This is a genomic window from Streptomyces kaniharaensis, from assembly GCF_009569385.1.
Classification (GTDB): domain Bacteria; phylum Actinomycetota; class Actinomycetes; order Streptomycetales; family Streptomycetaceae; genus Kitasatospora; species Kitasatospora kaniharaensis.
The window spans coordinates 4,743,427-4,761,740 of the sequence record NZ_WBOF01000001.1; the positions used below are offsets into that span (position 1 = coordinate 4,743,427).

16 protein-coding genes and 3 pseudogenes are annotated in these 18,314 nt (G+C 68.4%); 7 read left to right on the top strand and 12 right to left on the bottom strand.

Annotated elements, in window-relative coordinates; translation table 11 throughout:
* Window positions 1–12: 12 nt before the first annotated feature.
* The 3 genes from F7Q99_RS21430 to F7Q99_RS21440 are packed head-to-tail and all read left to right on the top strand — an operon-like array spanning window position 13 to window position 2,701.
* Entirely contained in the window at window positions 13–177 is a 165-nt protein-coding gene (locus tag F7Q99_RS21430) for a hypothetical protein (protein WP_153463792.1), read from the top strand.
* On the top strand, window positions 174–2,231 hold the full coding sequence (locus tag F7Q99_RS21435) for an AAA family ATPase (RefSeq protein WP_326846948.1): 2,058 nt from the start codon (window positions 174–176) through the stop codon (window positions 2,229–2,231). Before F7Q99_RS21430 ends, F7Q99_RS21435 begins: the two co-directional genes overlap by 4 nt.
* Entirely contained in the window at window positions 2,231–2,701 is a 471-nt protein-coding gene (locus F7Q99_RS21440) for a DNA phosphorothioation-associated protein 4 (protein ID WP_153463794.1), read from the top strand. Before F7Q99_RS21435 ends, F7Q99_RS21440 begins: the two co-directional genes overlap by 1 nt.
* A 66-nt stretch (window positions 2,702–2,767) precedes the next feature.
* On the opposite strand, the gene F7Q99_RS43685 is transcribed toward F7Q99_RS21440, so the two are convergent.
* Window positions 2,768–3,199, bottom strand: a complete 432-nt coding sequence (locus F7Q99_RS43685) for a DUF317 domain-containing protein (protein ID WP_153466470.1) — start codon at window positions 3,197–3,199, stop codon at window positions 2,768–2,770.
* Window positions 3,200–3,333: 134 nt separating this feature from the next.
* On the opposite strand from F7Q99_RS43685, the gene F7Q99_RS21450 reads away from it, so the two are divergent.
* Window positions 3,334–4,710, top strand: a complete 1,377-nt coding sequence (locus F7Q99_RS21450) for an IS1380 family transposase (RefSeq protein WP_326846949.1) — start codon at window positions 3,334–3,336, stop codon at window positions 4,708–4,710.
* Window positions 4,711–4,890: 180 nt separating this feature from the next.
* Here the strand turns inward: F7Q99_RS21450 and F7Q99_RS43690 are convergent.
* From F7Q99_RS43690 to F7Q99_RS21500, 10 genes and pseudogenes are all read right to left on the bottom strand, one after another.
* Window positions 4,891–5,232 (bottom strand): annotated as a pseudogene (locus tag F7Q99_RS43690) (DUF317 domain-containing protein); the annotation flags it as partial.
* 736 nt (window positions 5,233–5,968) lie between these two features.
* Window positions 5,969–6,724 carry a tyrosine-type recombinase/integrase gene (locus tag F7Q99_RS21460; RefSeq protein WP_326846950.1) on the bottom strand — a complete coding sequence of 252 codons (756 nt, stop codon included), beginning with the start codon at window positions 6,722–6,724 and terminating at the stop codon, window positions 5,969–5,971.
* Window positions 6,725–6,772: 48 nt separating this feature from the next.
* Window positions 6,773–7,870 (bottom strand): IS630 family transposase, encoded by a 1,098-nt coding sequence (locus F7Q99_RS21465; RefSeq protein ID WP_326846951.1) that lies wholly within the window; start codon window positions 7,868–7,870, stop codon window positions 6,773–6,775.
* A gap of 241 nt (window positions 7,871–8,111) precedes the next feature.
* Window positions 8,112–9,317 carry an IS701 family transposase gene (locus F7Q99_RS21470; protein WP_407697870.1) on the bottom strand — a complete coding sequence of 402 codons (1,206 nt, stop codon included), beginning with the start codon at window positions 9,315–9,317 and terminating at the stop codon, window positions 8,112–8,114.
* Between the two features lie 212 nt (window positions 9,318–9,529).
* Window positions 9,530–10,195, bottom strand: a complete 666-nt coding sequence (locus F7Q99_RS21475; protein WP_326846952.1) for a nitroreductase — start codon at window positions 10,193–10,195, stop codon at window positions 9,530–9,532.
* Between the two features lie 205 nt (window positions 10,196–10,400).
* Window positions 10,401–11,600, bottom strand: coding sequence for an NAD(P)/FAD-dependent oxidoreductase (locus F7Q99_RS21480; RefSeq protein WP_153463804.1), 1,200 nt, complete (start codon window positions 11,598–11,600; stop codon window positions 10,401–10,403).
* A gap of 24 nt (window positions 11,601–11,624) precedes the next feature.
* Entirely contained in the window at window positions 11,625–12,656 is a 1,032-nt protein-coding gene (locus F7Q99_RS21485; protein WP_153463807.1) for a hypothetical protein, read from the bottom strand.
* Between the two features lie 35 nt (window positions 12,657–12,691).
* Window positions 12,692–13,671, bottom strand: a pseudogene (locus F7Q99_RS21490) (RNA polymerase sigma-70 factor).
* Window positions 13,647–14,858 carry an NAD(P)/FAD-dependent oxidoreductase gene (locus tag F7Q99_RS21495; RefSeq protein WP_153463810.1) on the bottom strand — a complete coding sequence of 404 codons (1,212 nt, stop codon included), beginning with the start codon at window positions 14,856–14,858 and terminating at the stop codon, window positions 13,647–13,649. The pseudogene F7Q99_RS21490 and the gene F7Q99_RS21495 overlap by 25 nt, the downstream one beginning before the upstream one ends.
* A 155-nt stretch (window positions 14,859–15,013) precedes the next feature.
* Window positions 15,014–15,772 (bottom strand): helix-turn-helix domain-containing protein, encoded by a 759-nt coding sequence (locus tag F7Q99_RS21500; RefSeq protein WP_326846953.1) that lies wholly within the window; start codon window positions 15,770–15,772, stop codon window positions 15,014–15,016.
* A 3-nt stretch (window positions 15,773–15,775) separates the two neighbouring features.
* Here F7Q99_RS21500 and F7Q99_RS21505 point away from each other — a divergent pair, with 3 nt between their 5' ends.
* The 3 genes from F7Q99_RS21505 to F7Q99_RS21515 all read left to right on the top strand — a co-directional run bounded on the left by F7Q99_RS21505 (window position 15,776) and on the right by F7Q99_RS21515 (window position 17,082).
* Window positions 15,776–16,147, top strand: a complete 372-nt coding sequence (locus F7Q99_RS21505; protein ID WP_153463813.1) for a hypothetical protein — start codon at window positions 15,776–15,778, stop codon at window positions 16,145–16,147.
* Window positions 16,148–16,310: 163 nt separating this feature from the next.
* Window positions 16,311–16,664 carry a DoxX family protein gene (locus F7Q99_RS21510; RefSeq protein WP_326846954.1) on the top strand — a complete coding sequence of 118 codons (354 nt, stop codon included), beginning with the start codon at window positions 16,311–16,313 and terminating at the stop codon, window positions 16,662–16,664.
* Between the two features lie 64 nt (window positions 16,665–16,728).
* A complete protein-coding gene (locus tag F7Q99_RS21515; RefSeq protein ID WP_326846955.1) occupies window positions 16,729–17,082 on the top strand; it encodes a DoxX family protein in 354 nt (117 codons plus the stop codon).
* Window positions 17,083–17,311: 229 nt separating this feature from the next.
* On the opposite strand, the pseudogene F7Q99_RS21520 reads toward F7Q99_RS21515, so the two are convergent.
* A pseudogene (locus tag F7Q99_RS21520) lies at window positions 17,312–18,298 on the bottom strand (IS701 family transposase); the annotation flags it as partial.
* Between the last annotated feature and the right edge of the window lie 16 nt (window positions 18,299–18,314).

Genomic DNA, 18,314 nt, shown 5'->3' on the forward strand with positions numbered 1-18,314 from the left:
CGGGGAGTGAGCGTGAGCAACCAAGAGAGCGTTGCCGACATCCTGAACGGGCTCTCGCCCGAGGCCAAAGAACTGGTTGCGAGAGTCCATCAGCTGGAGAAGGAGAACCTGCACCTGAAGACCTCTAGCCTGCTGACGACGAAGATCGTCGAAGCCGTGAAGGAGCTGGCCAAGTGAAGCTGCTCAAGCTGACCGTTGACAACTTCCGCGTGTTCTACGGAAAGCACGTCCTGAACCTGGATGTCGCCGATGGCAAGCCCGCCGTGCTGATCTTCGGGATGAACGGTGCGGGGAAGACGACTCTGCTGAACGCCTTTGCATGGGCACTGTACGGATCCTTTTCCAACGACGTGGAGCGCCAAGAACGGGTCATCAACGACCACGCATGGGCGCAGACCCCGTTCGGTACTCCGGTGAGCGGCTCGGTGAAGCTGGAGTTCGAGCACGAGGGTTCTACATTTGTCGTGCTGCGCGAAGTCACCGTCACCAGGTCCACGCAGGATCAGGACCTGCCGAATCCCCGGCTACTCGTGACCGAGACCCGCCTTGGGGAAAGCGTGAGGGTCGACAACGGCCAGGACCGCATCGAGAAGATCCTGCCCGAGGGCCTGCGACGCTTCTTCTTCTTCAACGGCGAGCGCATGGAGCGCATGTTCGTTGGCGACGGAAGTGAGGACGTCAAGAACGCTATCAAGACGCTGCTGGGACTCGAAGCCATTGAGCGGGCCATCGACGTTCATCTGCCTGCCGCAAGGCGGAAGCTGATGGTCGAGGCTCAGAAGCTAGGAGACGGCCGGCTCCAGCAACTTGCTGAACAGCAGACCGCCTTGGACGCTAAGAAGCTGGCGGTGCACGCAAAGCTTCTTAAGCTCTCGGATGACATCTCGAGCTACAAGCGAGCCTCTGAGGATGCGGCGAAGGCGCTTCTTGACAACGGCATGGCAGCTCCTCTGCAGAAGAGGCGTGTCAAGCTCAACCAAGAGTTGAATGCTGAGAAGGAGCGCTACCAGGAGCTCCAGGAGCGCAAGCGCAAGGCACTGGCGGAGCGGGGCTTTATCTCCTTCACCGCAGGAATCGACGAGTCCGTCATGGAGCTCGCCGAGGGCATGCGCCGCCGGCAGGAGCTCCCGGCCGGCATCCAGCGTGACTACATTGAGGGGCTTCTCGAGGACGGGACGTGTATGTGCGGCACGCCCGTCCCGGAGGGGTCCGCTGGGTTCTTGGCGCTCTCGGAGCGCAAGTACAACGCGGGCCTAGTGGATGTCCAGGCCCGATGGATGAACCTGCGAGGCAACAGCGCTCGGCTGATGGATGCACGGAGGGCGCTGCTCGATGAGCTGCGCGACATCGCCAGGGATCAGACCGAGGTCGAGTCCAGGATTCACCAGAAGGATGCTGAACAGAGCGACATCGACCGCCAGCTGCAGGGCGTAGACGTCATGGATGTCCAGAAGCTCGAGCAGCGCCGGAAAGAGTTCGACGAGAAGCGGTTCGAGGCCGAGTCTGAGCATCGCCGCGCGCAGGACGAGTTGGAAGAGGTGGAGGCCGAGATCGCGGCGACGCGTCGCAAGCTGCACTCTGCGGAGATTCAGAACGAGGAGGCTCGACGCGTCCAGAGCCAACTCGCTCTGATCGATGAGGTCATCGATGCCTTCACTCGGATCCTCAACCTGAAGACCGAGGAGGTGCGACGGGAGCTCGACGCGCGGGTGAAGAGCGTCTTCTCCCGCATCTTCGTGAAGACATTCGTGCCAGAGGTGACGAGCTCGTTCGAACTGGAGCTGAAAGCCGACAGCAACGGAATGGCCGCCATCCGCAGCACTGGAGAGAACCAGATCCTGGGACTCTCCTTCGTGGGTGCTGTCTCCGAGATGGCCAGGGAACGTGACGATCGAAAGCGCGATTCTGAGGCCGGCGCGCTGGACGAGGGAGGCGTCTACCCCGTCGTGATGGATGCGCCGTTCGGGAGTCTGGACGTGGAGTATCAGGACCAGGTCGCCGAGTCCCTGCCCAAGCTCACGTCGCAGATCATCACCCTGCTGTCGCAGTCCCAGGCGCGCGGAAGGGTGATGCATCACCTGAGTTCCGCGGCGACGCGGATGTATGTCCTTCGGAATGTGACCCCGAAGCCGGACGCACAGGAGCAGTTCATCACCATCAACAACCGGGCTGTGCCCTACGTAACACGCGGCGAGTTTGAGCATTCTGTGCTTGAGGAGGTGACGGTCTGATGGCTGACGAGCGGTTCCGGCGCCCCGCCGACCACGAGAAGCTGCTGCAGGACCTGTCCAGCAAGGATGGGCCCTTCTCGGCTATGTACGAGGCCATGATGTTCGCCGCAGCTCTTGGCAAGCAGAAGCGCAAGCGCGAGGAATTCAAGAACACGGGCGAGCCGATCGACCTGGCGCGAGTCGAGCGGCGTGACTTCGGCGAGGCGCTGATTGACATGCTGGCCGTGGTGGAGCGCCCTGACGACGCCACGATTCTGAGCGACGACTGCATCAGGGAGCGCATCAGGATCTTCGAGGAGTACGCCAACGGTGGCCTGAACTACCTTCAGGGCGAGCTCAACGCGAGCGGCCGGCGCGATCTAACCACGCTCGTTAGTGGCTTGGTGATGGAGGCCCTGACAGCCACGGCGGCCGAGGAGAAGAAGGACATCGTGACTGACCTCCTCGGAGAGGGCGCGCTCGACTGGTAGCGGGCGCTCGCGACACACCTGGCCTACGGTGGGCTCCAGTATCAGGGCCCGCCGTAGGCTGAGGCTTCAGCGTTGGGGACGTCTATGTTCGCCATCGCCACTGGGCGTCGACCGTGAGACAACTCGGAGATGTTCCAGCGATTCCGGAGCAAGGTCGCGTTGATCGCGGAACACTGGCCGCGGTGAGGCGAGCCATCGCGTAGCCGTTGCCAGGAGATGATCTGGCATCGCTGAGCTGAAGGCCGCCGTCCAGTCCGCGCCCGGTGGACCAGCGGTGATCTCCCACGCGGTACGTCCGTGAAGGCCTGGTTCCTCGCCCTGTTGGATGCTGGGCTGTCGGACAGTGGCGAGACCATCTGGCGAGACAAAGCCCAGTAGCTCGGATGGCGGGAGGCCAGCTGGCGTTTCCGGAAGTCTCTGCCAACCAGCCTGACGTAGCGGAGCGGTGATCAGATCTGGAGTGTTCTTATCTTGGGAGCTGCCTGCCCCGCTGGCCAGTGCGACCGCTAGCCTCGCGCTTTCACGAGCAGCGCTGTCCGAGGCGTGATCAAAAGAACGAGGAGTGCCGCTGACCTGGGACGATTGGACTTGTCTAGGGTCATGATCGTCATCAAGAAAGCTGCACTCCTCAGGTGAAGAAGCGTAGCGGGTTGTATCCGAGTGTCCGCGTCGAGGGCGATGGTCGCGGGGTGGTCTCGCAGTCCGGCGCCGTGCTGCTGGTCGAGACCGCCCGCAAGGCGGGGCTGGACGCGGCGCTGTCGGCGGCGCTGACGCCGTGGCGCAAGCAGCGGGCGGTTCATGATCCCGGCAAGATCCTTCTGGACGTCGCGCTCGCCGTGGCCCTGGGCGGGGACTGCCTGGCCGATATCGCGATGCTGCGGGCCGAGCCCGCCCTGTTCGGCCCGGTGGCCTCCGACCCGACCGTCTCCCGCCTGGTCGACACCCTGGCCATGGCCGGACCGCGAGCGCTCGCGGCGATCCGCCGGGCCAGGGCCGAAGTCCGCGAGCAGGTCTGGCGGTTGGCCGGCAACGCTGCCCCGGACGCGGGCGGCGAGGTGATCGTGGACATCGACGGGGTCCTGGTCCTGGCGCACTCCGAGAAAGAGCACGCCGCCAAGACCTGGAAGAAGACCTTCGGCCACCACCCGCTGTTCGCGTTCGTCGACCACGGACGCGATGGTTCCGGGGAACCGGTCGCCGGCCTGCTGAGACCGGGCAACGCGGGCAGCAACACCGCCGCCGACCACATCGAAGCGGCCCGTCTGGCGCTGGCCCAGTTGCCGAGGAAGCACCGGCGCGGACGCCGAACGCTGATCCGGACGGACTCCGGCGGGGGCACCCACAAGTTCCTCAACTGGCTCACCACACGCGGCCGATGGCTGTCCTACTCGGTCGGGATGACTATCACCGATGCGATCCACCAGGCCGTGCTCCTGGTCCCGGCCTCGACCTGGACGGCGGCCGTCGAGCCGGACGGCGAGGTCCGTGACGGCGCCTGGGTCGCCGAGCTCGCCGGTGACGTGCTCAAGGGCTGGCCGAAGGGGATGCGGCTGATCGTCCGCAAGGAACGGCCGCACCCCGGAGCCCAGTTGCGCTTCACCGACGCCGACGGCATGCGGCTCACCTGCTTCGCCACCAACACCGCCCACGCCCCGATCGCGCACCTGGAACTGCGGCACCGCCAGCGGGCCCGCGCCGAGGACCGCATCCGCGCCGCCCGTGACACCGGACTGCGCAACCTGCCCCTGCACGACGCCGCCCAGAACCAGGTCTGGCTGGAGATCGTCCAGATCGCGCTCGACCTACTGGCCTGGATGCCGATGCTCGCCCTGACCGGGTCCGCTCGCCGGTGGGAGCCCAAGCGCCTGCGGCTGCGGCTGTTCTCCGCCGCCGCCCAGCTGGTCACCACCGGCCGCCGCTGGCACCTCCGCCTCGCCCGCCACTGGCCCTGGACCGACCTGATCACAGACGCCTTCGCACGCCTGCAAGCCCTGCCGAACCCCGGCTGACCAGCGACAACACCCCGTCCCGACGAGCACCCGCCACTTTCCGGAGCCGTGGAACCCGGCGCCCACCCGACGCGACAGCCGGGCCCTCGCCATACCCGTCGGCAGAACACCCAGCCCAGCCAAGCAGAAACGGCCCGCCAGCCAGGCTGACGAGCCGTCATGCAAGATCGAGGCTAGGCGGCGCGTGAGCGCGGCGACGAGTTCGGAGGGGACACCATGCCCGAAGGTCATCCGCCAGAGTGTCGGATGCAGGGGCCCCTTGGCTACGTTGACGATCCAGAGATGGGTGTAGTCGTCACGGGTGGGCAGGTACCCGATTCGGGCCCGTCGGCAGGGGCTGTCCAGGATGACATTGGTGATTCCGAGCCGACGCGCCGACCAGTCGAAGTCGAGTTCCAGCGGTCGACTTACGTGAGCGCCAGCACTGCGGTCCTCGCCGGCGAGGTAAGCAGGGGAGACAGCAAACGCCTTCGCAGAGTCAATACGCCGGACTGCGTCGGCGCCGGGGGTGTTGGAAGCCATGGTGCGGTGATTCCTTTCGAGGACAGCGCGAATTGCCTCGCGGGCGCATGCCGGGAGGTAAGGGGCCCTGGTGTCTGGCGCGGTCGATTAGGCGAACGGAGAAGCGTAGGGCGTCACGCGCGTAAGGGAGGAGCTGCTCGCGTTAGGTGGGCTGTGCGGATTCGCCACCTGCGGTTCGCGGCCACCTGTAGATTGGCATGCTCTCGATCGGAGCTTCCAGTCGTTCCTGTCTGCCGTCAGCGATGCAGGATCGTTTGTCTGGAGTCTGACGCGCGCTGTCGTGGCGTAGCGAGGAGGCGTATCCATCGCTCTGAAAGCCGGCGGGATTAGAGCTACAATGGGGTGCGATGCAAATCACTCCCGAACGTCGACTTGCTTGCCGCCTCTCACGGACCGAGTGTCATGAGGTGGCATCAGGCATCATGCAGGGTGGATGAGGTAGGCCCTGACCTGCGCGATTCGGACTGGTGAACACCAGTCGGACGCCCGTTGCTGGGGGTCAAGGGGTCGCAGGTTCAAATCCTGTCGTCCCGACCGGCGTTTTCGCAGGTCGGAGGCCGTTTTCGCAGAGATGCGGAGGCGGCCTTTTTGTCGTTCCGTCAGATAGTGGTCGCATTGTGGTCGCAGGTCTCTCTGGGGCAGTGCGGGCAGCGGTCTATGCAGAGGCTGCTGTAGGGAGTTTGACGCTCCTTGCCTCCTTTGGGAGCCGCGTCGTGTGGTCGCGGTGTGGTCGCAGCTAGCGGGGCCAGTGGCTGCGGACGGCGTTCTTGTCTGCTGCGGAGAGGATGGCCGCGATGGTGTCGACGGCGTCGTGGGCTGCCTGTCGGGTGAGGTGGTCGTAGATGTTGGCGGTGGTGGAGAGTGTCCCGTGCCGCAGGGTCTTGGAGACCGTGACGAGGGGGACGCCGGCCGTGATGGGGAGTGTGGCGGCGAGGTGGCGCAGGTCGTGGACGCGGATGGTGGGTACGCCGGCTTCGGCCGACAGATGGCGGAGGCGGTCCAGGACGCGTTGCGGGCGCAGCGGTTGGCCGTCCGGCTTGCAGAAGACCAGGGCACCGGGCGGAATGGGGCCTTGGGCGGCGGCGCGGTGGCGGAAGGCGGTGGCGACCCGTGGTGAGATGGCGCCCCAGTTCTTGATGCTGCTGGTTTTCGGTGCGGTGAGTACGGTGCGGGCGTTGTCGATGGCGGAGAGCGGGTAGCGGACGTAGAGGATGTGCTGGTCGAGGTGGACGTCATCCCAGTGCAGTCCGAGGACTTTACCTTTGCGCATGCCGGTGCCGATGAGGACTTCGAACAGATCTGCCAGGAACGGGTCGGCCTGGTGGCAGTAGCGCAGGAACCGGGCAGCTTCGTCCGCGGTCCAGATGCGTCGCTCGGGTGACGCTGGTCGGGGCAGGACGCTCGGGCGGGCGGGGTTGTGGGGGAGGCGGTCCTGTCGGACGGCGTCGCCGAGGGCGCTGGAGAGGGTGGCGAGGCAGCGGTACAGGGTCACGCGGCCGCGGCCGTGGGCGATCTGGGCGTGGGCGAAGTCGACGATGTGCTAGTGTCCTGCGCCGGAGATCCGTCGGCAGAATCGGGCGAGGGAGTCGAGGATCTCGTCGGCGGTCTTGGTCCAGGTGAACGGTTTGGGGTCCTCGTTCCAGTTCTTGATCCAGGCGCGGATGTCCCTCTCAAGGGCCTGAACGTTCTTGTGGGCACCACGTCGGATCATCTGGTCGGTGAGAAAGCCGAACCACCGCTCCACCTGGTTGATCCACGAGGACCCGGTCGGGGTGAAGTGCATATGGAATCGGGGATGTTGCGCCAGCCAGGCACGGATGGCCGGGGTCTTGTGGGTGCCGTAATTGTCGCAGATCAGGTGGATGTCGAGCCCGTCGGGAACCTCGCGGTCGATCTTGACGAGGAACTTCTTGAACTCCGCCGCACGGTGCCGGCGGTGCAGTGAAGTGATGACCTTCCCGCTGCTGGTGTCGAACGCGGCGAACAGGGTGGTCAGACCGTTGCGCACGTAGTCGTGGGTTCGACGCTCCGGCATGCCCGGCATCATGGGCAGGACCGGCTGGGAGCGGTCGAGGGCCTGGATCTGCGACTTCTCGTCGACCGACAGCACCACCGCACCTTCGGGCGGGTCGAAGTACAGGCCGATCACGTCGTGGACCTTCTCGATGAAGAGCGGGTCGGTGGACAGCTTGAAGGTGCCGACCAGGTGGGGCTTGAGCTGGAACTTCCGCCAGATCCGTCCGACGGTCGACTTCGAGAGGCCGCTGCGGGCGGCCATCGAGCTCCGGGACCAGTGTGTCGCGTTCTTCGGGATCTCCTCCAGCGTCGCCACGACGACCGCCTCGATCTCGTCGACCGCGATCGTGGGCGGCCGGCCCGGTCGGGGTTCGTCTACCAGGCCGTCCAGCCTCTCGGCGAGGAACCGGCGTCGCCACTTGCGGACCGTGTCCGCAGTGATGCCCAACTCCCTTGCCACGCCGACGATCGACGGCACATCAGGACCGTCGCAGGCCAGCACGATCCGGGCCCGCAGAGCCAACGCCTGGGCGGACGAGGCTCTGCGGGCCCACCGCGTCAGCGTGGCCCGTTCCTCGTCGGACAGCAACAACGGTTCCAAGGCGGGACCACGACGGCGCACCGGGAGATCAGGAGAAGAAGAGCTCACACACAACTAACGACGGATCTCCGGCGCAGGACACTAGTACTCCAGCCGGACTTCTCTATTCCTGCTGGTCAACGGCTTGGGAGTGGGGAGTGTAGCCGGGTGGGAGCGGGTGCGGGGCGGTCTTCGCCGCCCGGTCCCACCAACGGATGACCGCGCCGCGTGTAGTGACAGCGGCGGGCGCGTGCCTGGTGGCGGCGGCGCCAATGGGACCACGTCATGACGTGGTGGCGGTCCGGAGCACGGCGGCGGGGTCCAGTTGCCAGCAGACGGCGGATCTCGGCCGGTGTGAGGTCCACGAGGTCGGGCGTGTCCCGTTCGGTGCCCCCTTTTCCCGTTCCTGACTGGCCATCACCGCCAGGAAGGCGTGTGCGAGCATGGCGAGGGTGATGTGCCGGTACCAGCCCACGTAGCGACGGACCTCGTACTGGTCCAGCCCGCATTCGTTCTTCGCGCTCTGGAAGCACTCCTCGATCTTCCAGCGGCAACCCGCGATGCGGACCAGGTCCGCGATGGTGGCCTCCAGGGGCGTGCAGGCGAGGTAGTAGGCGATCTCGTCGGGCTTGGCGATGCTGCGGCGGGCCAGCATCCATCGCTGGCGGGTGGGCTGATCGCCGTCGAACTCCCAGACGGCGGGCAGGCGAGCGGCGGCCCAGTCGTAGAAGCGCTCGCCCTTGGCGCCGCTTCCGGCGGACAGCCGCTGCCAGGCCTCGGGCGGGGCCTGCTTGATGAGGTGGTCGATGCGCGGACCGTGGACCTGCTGGGACTTGGGCACCGCCACCACGTAGGAGAGCTGGGCCTCTTCGAGGAAGCGGCGGAAATGGGCGTCCTGCCCGTAGGCGGCATCCGCGGTGACCCAGGCGATGGGCAGGGGCGAGGCGATGGCCCGCCGGATCACGGCCCGGGCCAGCTCCAGTTTCGTGGCGAAGGCGCGGTCGTCGGGGACGCGGGCGGAGCGGCAGCGTTCGCGGTCCTCGGTCCAGGACTTGGGCAGGTAGAGCTCACGGTCGACGAGGGTGTGGCCGCGGGTGGTGGCGTAGGCGGCGAAGACGCCGATCTGGCAGTTCTCGGTGCGGCCGGCGGTTCCGGAGTACTGGCGCTGAACTCCGGCGGAGGTGGTGCCCTTCTTGACGAAGCCCGTGTCGTCGATGATCAACACTCCGTCGTCGGTGCCGAGGTGTTCGGCGACGTAGGCCTGCAGGTCGTCGCGGATCTCGTCCGCGTCCCAGCGGCTGCGGGACAGCAGGTGCTGCAGTCCGTCGGGGGTGGCGTGGCCCGCGTACTCGGCCAGCTGCCAGCCGTTCTTGCGGCCCACCGGGCCCAGGAGCCCGCGGACGTAGTCCCGCACACGGCGCCGGGGCTCCACACGGGTGAAGCGCGCCCCGATCATCAGGAGAAGGCGACCAAGTTCCTGTTCCCACATGCTGGTTGCTGCATCGATCACATGGGCGCACTGCCCGGAACGCTGTCACTACACGCGGCGCGGTCATCCGTTGGTGGGACCGGGCGGCGAAGACCGCCCCGCACCCGCTCCCACCCGGCTACACTCCCCACTCCCAAGCCGTTGACCAGCAGGAATGGAGAAGTCCGGCTGGAGTACTAGGACCTGTCCTGTCGATCTCGGCCATCCAACGGTCACACTCCGATGAAGCTCACCGTTTCCGTCATGTCCGCCCGCCCGGTGCGCAGTTGCGGCACGCCCTCCTTCTCGAACCCCACTGAGACGCCGCAGAACAGCACGAGTCCGTCATCGGCTCCGACTGCCCGGCTGACAGTCTCCCGGTACACGGTCCACATCACCTGGGGGCAGCTGTGCAGCCCCTCGGCCCTCAACAACAGCATGACCGTCTGCAGGTACATCCCCGCGTCAGCCCACTGTCCGGGCCCCATTGTCCGGTCGAGGTAGCAGAACAGGACGGCTGGCGCTCCGAACGCCTCCGAGTTCAAGGTGGCGATCTTCCTGGGCCGGTCTGGGTCGTCGCGCTCGATCCCCAGCGATTCGTACCGCTGGGCGGCGGCAGCAGCAAAGCGGTCCAGATACGGCGAGGCCAGCCCGTCCGGGTACATCGGGTACTCACGCTCGTCGCCGGGGTCCCCCACCAGTGCCCTGGCCGTCGCGGTCCGCTTGAGTTCCGCCAAGGGTTCACCGGTCACGACGTACAGATGCCACGGCTGGAGGTTCCCACTGGACGGAGCCCGCGCCGCTGCGGTCAGCACTCGTTCGAGTACCTCCTTGGGCACGGGCTCATCGCTGAACGCCCGCACGGCCCGGCGAGTGTCCACGGCCTCATACACATCCACGTCTTCGCGTCCTCTCATTCAACCGGGCCTACCTCCACCGTATTCAGCCGTCAGTACCGAGCATCGCCGGGGCTGGAAGACGTCCCGACGATCAGTCCAGTCGTTGATAGGACTGTGGGAGACGGAGCGGCGCACGCCCGTTCTGCAGCGGATGCTCGCGGCGCTCGGCATGGCGCTTGCTGCCCGCGCGGCTCACCTCAGGCGGCTACGCGACGGCCTTCGCGGTGGACGCGTCCGCCGTGGCGGCCAGGCGGCGCTTGCGCTTGGGCATGCCGAGGGTCGGGTGGGCGGCGGCCCATCCGGAGAGCGTGACGAGGACCGTCTTGATCCGCGCGGCCTTCCGGCCGCCCATGTGCTTCGGCTTCGCCTTCCCTTCGTTGTCGACCATCTGCAGGATCGCGTCCCGCCGCCCGAGGCTGATGTTGTTGTACGTGTAGACCAGCTTGGTGTTCGGGACCTTGCGGTCGGTCAGACGTCCGATGATCGCCTCGATGGCCTGCACGCCGGTGTAGCCGGCCGAACCGCAGGACATCGGCAGCGGCCTGCCGTTGTCGCCGATGGCGTGGACGCTGTCGCCGACGGCGTAGACGTTCGGGTGCGAGAGGGACCGCATGGTGCGATCGACCACGATCCGACCGTTCTCGGTGACCTCCAGCCCGCCCGCGGCGGCGATCGGGGCGACCGCGAAGCCGGCCGTCCACACGGTCGCGTCGGACGCCAGGGCGGTGCCGTCGGCGCACAGCACCCGCGTCGCTTCGACGGCTTCCACGGTGGTGTGCTCCAGGACGGTGACGCCCAGCCGGTCGCAGGCTCGGCGCAGGTGGTCGCGGGCTCCGGCGGAGAGCGGGGTGCCGAGCTCGCTGCGGGCGATGAGCGTCACCGACAGGCCGCGCCGGGATTCGGCGATCTCGGTGGCGGTCTCGATGCCGGTCAACCCGTCGCCGACGACCACCACCCGCCCGCCCTCGCCCTGCCTGCCCAGGCCGTCCAGGCGCTCGCGGAGGCGCAGCGCCGAGGGCCGGGTGGCGACGTCGAAGGCGTGCTCGGCAGTGCCAGGGACTGCGTCTAGGTCGCCGTGGCTGCCGAGCGCGTAGACAAGCGTGTCGTAGCCGAGTTCGCCGCCGCCGTGGGCGTCGGCCATGGCGACGACCTGGCTCTCGGGGTCGACGGCGGTGACACGGGCCAGGCGCAGCCGGATCCCCGTGCCCGCGAAGACGTCGGCGAGCTGTGGAGCCCCGATCTTCTGGCCGACCGCGAGCTGGTGCAGCCGCACGCGCTGGACGAAGTCCGGGGCGGCGTTGACCACGGTGATCTCGGTGTCCGCCGGGGACAGCCGGCGGGCCAGGTTCCCGGCCACATAGGCTCCGGCGTAGCCGGCGCCGAGGACGACGATGCGGTGCTTCATGTGATGCTCCTGTCGATTCGTTTGCTACCGGTGAGTTGAACGGGACGGCGCCGCGATTGCTGACGGGAACTGCCTGTGGCGTGTGTGCAGGCTGCCGACCAGGCAGAGCGCCGCACCGAGCGCGATCCAGGCGACCAGGACGGTGACGGCGTGGGTGGCGCCGCGGCCGTCGAAGAAGGCGGTTGATCGGAGCAGCCGGCCGCCGGCCCCGGGTGGCATTAGCTGGCCGAGCGTGCCGGATCGGCCGGGCAGCATCTCGGGTGCGGTCGCCGTACCCGAGAGGGGGTTGCCAATGAGCACCATGGCGACGGCGCCGATTCCGATTCCGAGGAATCCGAGCAGGGATTCCAGCCCGAGAACGGTCAGGGAGGTGGCCGCGATGCTCAGCGCGACGGCACCGGCGTTGGCCGGGTAGGACCCGCTCAGCGAGCCGAGCCAGAACTGCAGGATCGCTGCCACGGCCAGACCGCCGGTTGCCGCGAAGGCGAGCGCCCCCGCGACCCGCCGGACGGTGCCGCGAACGAGCCTGGCCAGCAGCACTGCGGCCAGCAGACCGCCCATGACCAGAGGCAGGGCGCCTGCGGCCAGGCCGGCGCCGCGCGGGTCGTCGGCGGGCAGGGCGGCGAGGTCGCGGACGGCGACCGCCGTATCAGGGTTCTCTTGCTGGCTGAGGCCGGTCGCCATGATCTGCAGGGTCTGGGCGACCGCGGTGCTGGCGGCGGAGGCGACGATGACGTGCGGGGTGCCGGAGCTGAGGTCGATCGCCCCGTACACCTGCCGGTCGCGGATGAGCTGCTCGGCGGCGGCGGTGTCGGCGACCTCGGTGATCTCGAAGCCGCCCGGCAGACGTTGATCGAGTGCGGTACGGATCGGGGCTGCCGCGCCGGCCGGTCCGGCGACGGCGATCGGCACCTCGTGCACCGACGACCGTACCGACGGCCAGGCGAAGGCGGTGAGCAGCACAGTGACGATCATTGTGAGCAGGACGACTGCTCCTGCCACCCTCGGCCATCGCGACGGAAGCGTGTCGGTGGCGAGCGGCACTCGCGCTGTCATGTCCCCTCCTCGAATTGTTGGGCTGTGACCTGTGTTCATCGCAGGGTGAGCGGGGTTTCGGATGCGATGTGGGTCAGTTTCTGCGGGTTGCGGACGTAGTAGAGGCCGGTGATGTGGGTGTCGTCGACGCGCATCGCGATGACGCCGTCGAGTTCCCCGTCCACGTGCAGGGCGAGTGCGGGGCTGCCGTTGACCACGGTCGCCTCGACGGTGAGCGCGACATCGTTCCTGGTGAGGCCGCCGACGATGAAACGGGCCACCTTGTCGGCGCCGGTGATCGGCCGTGGCGAGGCCTGCTTGATGCCGCCTCCGTCGCTGATCGCCACGACGTCGGGGGCGAGCACGTCGAGCAGGCCCTGCAGGTCCCGGGTCTCGAGCGCGCGCCGGAACGCCTCGGCGGCCGCCTCGGCCTGGCGTGCGGTGACCGAGCGGCGCGGACGGCGGGCTTCGACGTGGCGGCGGGCGCGGTGGGCGATCTGGTACACGGCGGCGGGGGTCTTGTCGAGCGCGGCCGCGATCTCGTCGTAGCCGATCCCGAACGCTTCGCGCAGCACGAACACCGCCCGTTCGGTCGGGGTCAGCGTTTCGAGTACGAGCATCAGCGCCATCGACACGCTCTCGGCGAGTTCGACGTCGGCGGCCACGTCCGCAGTGGTGAGTAGTGGCTCCGGCAGCCAGGAGCCCAGGTACGCCTCCCGGCGGCGTTTCACCGACCGGAGCCGGTTGAGCGCCTGACGGGTGGTGATTCGAACCAGGTAGGCGCGGGGGTCGTTGACGTGCGCCGCGTCGACTCTGACCCAGCGCAACCAGGTCTCCTGCAGGACGTCGTCGGCGTCGGCCGCCGATCCGAGATCTCGTAGGCGACGGTGAACAGCAGGTTGCGGTGGGCGACGAACGTTTCCGTCGCCTCGATGGCGGTGTGGTCGCCGCTGTCGCGGTCCGCTGGCTCGCTGCCGGTCTGCCGCTGCCCACTGGGTTCCGGGTTGATGTTCATGCTGTCCTCTCCTGCTCCCATGCGACCGGTGCCACCGCGTTGCCGCGCCGGGACCGCAGCAGAGCGGGGCGGTGCTTGCCGTCCTTGGGCCAGGAGTGCGAGCCGGGCTTGCGGGCTTCGGTCACCAGGTGTTTGACGCTGAAGTCGCAGGACAGCTCCTTGAGCCTCCGGCCGACGGCCCCGCCGAGGTACAGGGGCATCGCGGTGTCGTTCTTGTGGGCGAACTGGAAGATCCCGGCGCGGCGGCCGAAGCTGAGGCACATGGCCGGGAACGACAGGTCGACCGGCACCGGCCGGCCACCCGCAATCCGCTTCAGCACGGTGTCGGCCGCATGGGCGCCCAGGCACCCCGCGGCGTAGGCGCTCATCCGGAACGGCAGATCGGACGGTGCCGACGAGTCGCCCGCCGCGACGATGCGCTCGTCCTCGACGCTGGTCAGGGTCTCGTCTGTGAGCAGACGACCGGCGGCATCTGTGGACAACCCGCTGCGAGCGGCCAGATCGGGAACCCCGAAGCCCGCCGCCCAGACGGTGACCGCGCTGGCCAACGTGCGGCCGTCGTGGAGCTCCACGCCCTCCCGGATCACCGCGGTGACCGAGGTGCCGGGGCCTTCGAGAACGCTGACCCCCAGCCCGGCGAGGTACTTACGGGCGGTGCCCCGAGCCCGGGGGTGAAGGTACGGACCGAGGACACCGCGGCAGACCAACGTGACGGTGCGACCCTGCTCGGCCAGTTCCGCAGAGGTCTCGACGCCGGTCGGACCGGCCCCCACGACCGTCACCGGGGCCATCGACGGCGTGTCGTCGAGCACCGATCGCAGCCGCTGCGCCTCCTCCAGGGTTGCTACCGGGTGGGCGAACTCGGCCGCGCCCGGCACGCGCGGGCCGGAGCTGCCGCTGCCCACCGCGTAGACCAGGTAGTCGTAGCCGATTCCGCCGCCCTCGGCCAGCGTCACACTGCGCCCGGGGGCGTTGATCCGGGTCGCGCTGTCGACGGCCAACCGGACGCCCTCGGCCAGGACTTCCCGGTAGTCGATGACCGCGTCGTGGGTCCCGCCGACCAGCTGGTGCAGGCGCAACCGCGGGACGAAGACCGGGCGCGGGTTGACCACGGTCACCGTCACGTCGTCGCGTTGCGTCAGACGATTGGCCGCCATCACTCCGGCGTATCCGCCGCCGATCACGACCACGTCGGTGTTCTCGCCCATGGTGTCTCCTTCGCTCCGAGGGGCTCGAGCACAAGACACCGCATCGACGGAAATCCTGACAGCAATGTGAGGCGGATCACTCAGCGGCTCGGTCCTCGGTTCATCGTGTGATCGAGTGGCCGAACCCGACCCGAGAGGTGAAGACCGGAGCCGCTTCAGCGCGCCTGGTGGGCCGGGGGCCGCCCCATTGAGGCGGGCGTGCGTCCGAGGAGGCTGCGGGCGGTGCGGGCCAGGTGGGCCTGGTCGGCGAAGCCGGAGGACGCGGCGGCCGCGGCCACCGAACCGTCGTGCAGGGCGGCAACGGCGGTACGCAGTCGCGCCCATGTCCTCAGCTGTACGAGCGGGACTCCCACTGATACGCGAACCAGGGCGCGCAGCCGGGGCGGGGACAGCCCGACGTCCGCGGCGATGGAGCCGATCGCGGCGGGTGGGTCGGCGCGGGTGCTTTCCGCGATCGCGTGGGCGACGCGGGGATCGAGTGGGTGTGCCGCGCCGGTCAGGGCAGTCAGCTCCGCTCCGGCGGCGGCGAGGTCGGCACCCGGGCCGGGTGCCTCGCTGCGGTCCAGGGCCGCGAGGATGCGGCGCACGGCGGCCCGGTCGAGGCAGGTCAGGCCCAGTTCCGGACGGAGTCGCCAGGGGTCGAGGAACAGAGCGGTGTAGGAGGCTGAAGCGGCGGCCGTGTGGAGGAATTGGGGCGGCACGATCACGCCGGCCGAGGTGATCGGATGCTGTCCTGGCAGCCGGGTCTCGACGAGTCCGTGGGGCGACAGGACGACCTTCCAGACCGGGTGGCGGTGCGCGGTGACGCCGAACGCGCCGGTCTCGGCGAACATCGCCCCGTCGGGGCCCGAGGCGAACACCAGGCGGCGATCGTTTCGTTCAAGCGCCCAGGCGCGGGCGGGGGCGATGCTCACGCCATGAACCGTATCGCGGCCGTTTCGCTGGGGATCTTCCTGTCGGGGGTGGGGGCGGCGCACTTCGTGGTGCCCGGATACTTCCGCACCCTGGTTCCGCGGTGGCTCACTCAGCCCGCGCTGCTGGTCGCCGCCGCCGGCGCGGCGGAGATCGCGGTGGGCGCGCTGGTGCTGACCCCGCGGTGGCGTGCGGCGGGCGGGTGGGCCGCCGCCGCGCTGATCACCATCTATCTGGTCTCCCACGTCGACGCCCTACGGTCTGCCCGTGCCGACCGGACCCGGTTCCTGGAGCAGCCGGTCGGAGCGGCGGCCCGGCTGGTGGTCAACCTCTTCTACATCTGCTGGTCGATCGCGGTCGCCGAGGCGGCCGCTTGATGCGGTACCCGACGGGACGAAGGACGCCGACCACCGCTCCTCGGCCGCCACGCCCCGACCACAGCCCTTCGGTGACGGTGTCACAAATCGCCGCGCCGCCCTGTCTCTCAGATGTGCCCCTGCTCGACGCACGCAGATCCGAACCTTCGAAGGAGCAACAACTGTGGTCCAGCCCTGGTGGCCGCTGGCCGGCCTCGCCGTCATCCATCTCGCGGACGCCGCGATGTGCCTCAAGCCGGTCGGCTTCATCCGCGACTGCCTGCAGGACGTCGGATTCCCCCGCCGGTTCTGGCCGCTCCTGCCGCTGCTGAAGACCGTGACGGCCGCAGGACTGGTCGCGGGCATCTGGTCCGCCCCGCTGGCGGTGGTGACCAGCGCCGCCGTCGTCTGCTACTTCCTCACCGCCGTGGGCATGCACATTCGCGCCCGCGATCTGGGACGCAACCTCTTCCTCAACGCCACCGGCATGCTCGTGCTCAGCACGGCCACCTTCGTATTCGCCCTGCAGAACGCCTGAGAACGTGTTGGGAAGCCTGGTCAGATCGGCTTCGCGACGCCAAGGCCCGAAGAAGGAGACTTTCGTGTTCGCCACCTACCTCGTGGTCATCATCCTCACCTCGGCCGTCAACGGCTTGGCCGCCATGGCCAACTTCATCGGCCACGAGTACCCCAAGAGCCAGGCGGACAAGTTGCGCGTGCCTCGGTCCTGGATGCGCCCGCTGGGCGCACTGTTGGCGGCGGGGGCGCTGGGACTGCTGGCCGGGTTCGCTGTGCCGGTGCTGGGCACACTCGCCGCCGCTTGTCTCGTGCTGTACTTCCTGGGTGCGTTGTGTGCCCACCTGCGGGTCCGTGACTACCAGTTGGGCCCCTGGGCCGTATTTTTCTGTCTGCCGGTGGCCGCCCTGGCCGTGAGCTTGGTGCACAACGGCACATGATGAACTGGTGGCGTGATCAGCCCCGCCCAGCATGACGCCCAGTGATCCAAGACGCTGACCAGGGCGGAGGTGGCTACCTCATCGCCGTTCCGCGGCCAGCTACTGCCAGCCCCGCAGCGCATGGTGCCCGCTTGGTGGTGTAGCCGATCATTCGGTGGGTGTGTTGGGTAGTGCGGGGCGCTTTGGGGGAGCTTGGCCGGGTGAGCTGGTCCATGCTGCCTTTGGGCAGGTCCGGCGGCCACTGGGCGAGCAGCCAACAGGCGGGCAGGGTGCCGTCCTCCTCCAGTCGTGGACGGCGGCCGGCCAGGCGGACGCGCAGGACGACGAAGGTCGAGGTCAGCCGGTCGCGTGAGCCGCGCCGCCAGGTCACCGTCCGGGCCGCTGCCCGGCCTGCGGCCCGGACGTGCTCGGCCAGCGAAACGGGGCGGGTGCGGTAGCGGGGCTTGGGTCTGGGGCCGAGTCCGCCGTAGGACGGCTGGTGGGTGACGGCGTCGACCGGGTGGGCGGTGGCCAGGCCCTTGACCTGCACGATCCACCGCAGCTCGCGTTCGCCGAGGGCGGCGCGGAAGTGTGCGTTGTCTCCGTAGCCGGCGTCGGCGACCACGACCGGAGGGGAGAGCTTCCACGTGGCGAGCTCGTCGATCATCTCCAAAGCCAGTTGCCACTTCGGCCGGTGGCCCTCCGCCTGCGGGACGCCGCAGCGGGCCCTGCGGCGCTCGACGAACGCGGCCCCGGCCGGATCACCGGCCATGACTGGGTCCCAGGATGCGGGAAGGAACAGGCGCCAGTTCAGCGGGCACGACGCGCTGTCGGTGACCGCGTGCACGCTCACCCCCACCTGGCAGTTGCCGACCTTGCCGAGAGTGCCCGAGTACTGGCGGGCCACGCCCGGCGAGCCGGCGCCGTCCTTCGGGAAACCGGTGTCGTCCACGACCCACGCGTCCGGTTCGAGGGCGCGTGTCGCACGGTCGGCCAGCCTCGACCTGACCTGGTCCACCGGCCAGGTCGAGGAGGAGACGAACTGTTGCAGGCGCTGGTGGTCGATGCCCAGTCGCTCGGCCATCGGCTGCATCGACTTGCGCCGGCCGTCGAGCAGGAGGCCTCGTAGGTAGCTGATGCCCTTGTCCCGCTGGTCCGAGCGCCGCAGCGGAGCGAAGACCTCCGCCGCGAACGCCTCCAACTCATCACGTAAAGCACCAAGTTCGTCCGGAGTCATGCCCGCAGAGAACCGC

Coding starts and splice junctions, on each gene's coding strand:
- F7Q99_RS21440 (WP_153463794.1), top strand. CDS start 2,231: ATGGCTGACGAGCGGTTCCGGCGCCCCGCCGACCACGAGAAGCTGCTG.
- F7Q99_RS21470 (WP_407697870.1), bottom strand. CDS start 9,317: ATGTGGGAACAGGAACTTGGTCGCCTTCTCCTGATGATCGGGGCGCGC.
- F7Q99_RS21480 (WP_153463804.1), bottom strand. CDS start 11,600: ATGAAGCACCGCATCGTCGTCCTCGGCGCCGGCTACGCCGGAGCCTAT.
- F7Q99_RS21485 (WP_153463807.1), bottom strand. CDS start 12,656: ATGACAGCGCGAGTGCCGCTCGCCACCGACACGCTTCCGTCGCGATGG.
- F7Q99_RS21495 (WP_153463810.1), bottom strand. CDS start 14,858: ATGGGCGAGAACACCGACGTGGTCGTGATCGGCGGCGGATACGCCGGA.
- F7Q99_RS21505 (WP_153463813.1), top strand. CDS start 15,776: ATGAACCGTATCGCGGCCGTTTCGCTGGGGATCTTCCTGTCGGGGGTG.